Annotated in this window: 2 protein-coding genes; both read left to right on the forward strand. The window is 70.6% G+C overall.

What is annotated here, in order from left to right:
- Positions 1-43: 43 nt before the first annotated feature.
- Positions 44-1,381, forward strand: a complete 1,338-nt coding sequence (locus B7L92_RS36155; RefSeq protein WP_081241413.1) for an MFS transporter — start codon at positions 44-46, stop codon at positions 1,379-1,381.
- A gap of 265 nt (positions 1,382-1,646) precedes the next feature.
- The coding region (locus B7L92_RS36160; protein WP_368656280.1) for a cation:proton antiporter at positions 1,647-2,745 on the forward strand (1,099 nt) is incomplete at its 3' end.

The raw sequence follows: 2,745 nt of genomic DNA on the forward strand, positions 1-2,745 counted from the left end.
CCCCCCGCCGTCCCCCTTCCCGCCGCTCCTGCCGGAGGCTCCCGTGTCCCAGCCAGCCAAGTCAGCGAAGCAGCAGAACCCACTGAGATCCGCCTTCGCCGCCCTCGCCGGAACGTCCATCGAGTGGTACGACTTCTACGCCTTCGCCACCGCCGCGGCCATCGTCTTCGACGACGTCTTCTTCCCCGCGGACATGCCGCCCGTGCTCCGCACCATGTCCGCGTTCGCCACGTTCGCCGTGGGCTTCCTGCTCCGCCCGCTCGGCGGCATCGTCTTCGGGCACATAGGCGACCGTGTCGGCCGTAAGAACACGCTCGTCATCACCCTCATGATGATGGGTGTCGCGTCGTTCGCGATCGGCCTGCTGCCCACCTATGCGCAGGTCGGCGTGCTCGCGCCGACGCTGCTGATCATCCTCCGGCTCATCCAGGGCATCGCCATCGGCGGCGAATGGGGCGGCGCGGTGCTGATCGCCGTCGAGAACGCGCCGAAGGGCAGGGCCACGTTCTTCGGCTCCTTCGCCCAGCTGGGCTCCTCGGTCGGCGCGCTCCTGTCGACCGGCGCGTTCTCGCTGATGCACCTGTGGGGTGACGAGGCGTTCAAGACCTGGGGCTGGCGCGTGCCGTTCCTCGCCTCCGCCGTGCTGGTCGTCATCGGACTGCTCATCCGGCTGAAGCTGGAGGAGGCACCGGTCATGGAAGAGATCCGCGCCCAGCGGACGGTGCAGGACAAGCTCCCGGTCGTCGAGGTGTTCCAGACCTCCTGGCGCACCGTCCTCGTCGGCGTCTTCGCCCTGGCCACGGCCACCGGCGGCTACTACATCGTCACCAGCTACCTGCTGACGTACGGCACCGACGAGCTGGGCCTGTCCGAAGCCATGCTGCTCAACGGACTGACCCTGGCCGCCTTCGTCGAACTGGTCGTCACCCCCGGCCTGTCCTGGCTGGGCGACCGCGTCGGCGCGCACAAGGTCGTCATCGCCGGTCTGTTCGGTGTCGTCGTCCTCTCCATCCCGCAGTTCCTCGTCATGGGCACGGGAAGCGTCTTCCTGATCTACGCGGCCATGATGGCGATGCGCTTCACGATGTCGGCACTGTACGGACCGATCGCCGCGATCCTCGCCGAGGGCTTCCCGCCCCGGGTCCGCTACACCGGGATCTCGCTGTCCTACCAGATCTGCAACATGATCTTCGGTGGCTTCGCCCCGCTGGCCGCGCTCTCGCTGACGGCGCTGGTCGGAGGCCACTACTGGCCGGCCGCGGCACTGCTGATGCTCATCTCGGCCGTCGGCATCTGGTGCACGGCGCTCCTGCGCCGGATGCGGGACACCTACCCGGAGCCGCTGACGACCGACCGGGACGCGGTGCCGGCCGGAGTGTGACCGGGCACCGGACGGCGTGTACCACCCCGCGCGCGGCCTGCGGCCCTCCCGCAGGCCGCGCGCGGTGTTTCACCCCCGTCGCCCGCGACGGCACGGCGGACGGGCGCCCCGGCCACACGCCACAGGCCGGCGAGGCCCGGAGGCCCGGAAGCCCTTGTGATCCCCGGAAGCCCGACGGAGATGCGCGGGGCTCCCCGCCGGATGAGCATGGGACGCGAACGGTGAGCGGGACCGACGGTGGGAGAAGCCGGAGGAAGGGCGAGCGGTGACGACCGACGAGATCCTCCTCGGTGTGGGCCTGACCTTCGTACTCGCGGTCGGCTCCCAGGTCGTCGCCTCCCGTGTGCGCGTACCGGCGTTGATCATCCTGCTCCCGGCGGGGTTCGTCGCGGGGGCGCTGACCGACGACATCCATCCCGACCGGCTGCTGGGCCCTGCCTTCAGCCCCTTGGTGTCGCTTGCCGTGGCGGTGATCCTCTACGACTCCGGGCTCGGGCTCGACCTGCGCAAGCTCCGGGGGCGCCCGCGCCGCACCGTGGTCAGGCTGATCGTGATCGGGGTGGTCCTGTCCTGGGCGTTCACCACGCTGTTCGCCGTACCCGTGCTGGGAATGTCCGCGCCGGCGGCATTGACGCTCGGCGCGATCCTCGTGGTCTCGGGACCGACCGTCGTCGGGCCGCTGCTCGCCTTCGTCCGGCCCACCGATCGGCTCCAGCGGATCCTCACCTGGGAAGGCTCCCTCGTGGACCCCGTCGGGGGCATTCTGGGTGCCCTGGTCTACGCCGGTGTCCTCAACGGCGGTCAGAGCAGGGGCTTCGGGCGTTGGGTGGTGCAGTTCGCGATCAGTGTCGGTGTCGGTCTGGCCGGTGCCGCCGTGGGGACGGCGTTGCTGTGGCTGTTGCTGGCCAGGCTCCGGCTCGGTGACGTGCCGGCCACCTCCGCGCAGTTGGCCACGGTGATCGCGGTGGCCGCGGCCTGCGACATGGTCCGCGACGATTCCGGGCTCATCGCGGCGATCGTCATGGGGCTCGCGGTGGTGTACCTGCCCGGTTTCGACGTGCCCGAGGAGCGCCCCTTCTTCGAGACACTGGTTCAGCTGATCATCGGGCTGCTGTTCGTCTCCCTCTCCGCCACGATCACCCCGGCCTCCTTGCGCCATGTGGTCCTGCCGGCACTCGGCCTGGTCGCGGTCCTGGTCCTGGTCGCGCGTCCGCTGGCCGTCTGGCTGGCGACGCTCGGAGCGGGCCTGTCCCGGGGCGAGCGCGGTTTCCTCGCGTGGATGGCCCCGCGCGGCATCGTGGCCGCGGCCAACGGGTCGACCTTCTCCGTCGGTCTCGTCGCGGCGGGCGTCGGCGGGGCCTCGA

This window comes from Streptomyces viridosporus, from assembly GCF_002078235.1.
Classification (GTDB): Bacteria; Actinomycetota; Actinomycetes; order Streptomycetales; family Streptomycetaceae; genus Streptomyces; species Streptomyces viridosporus.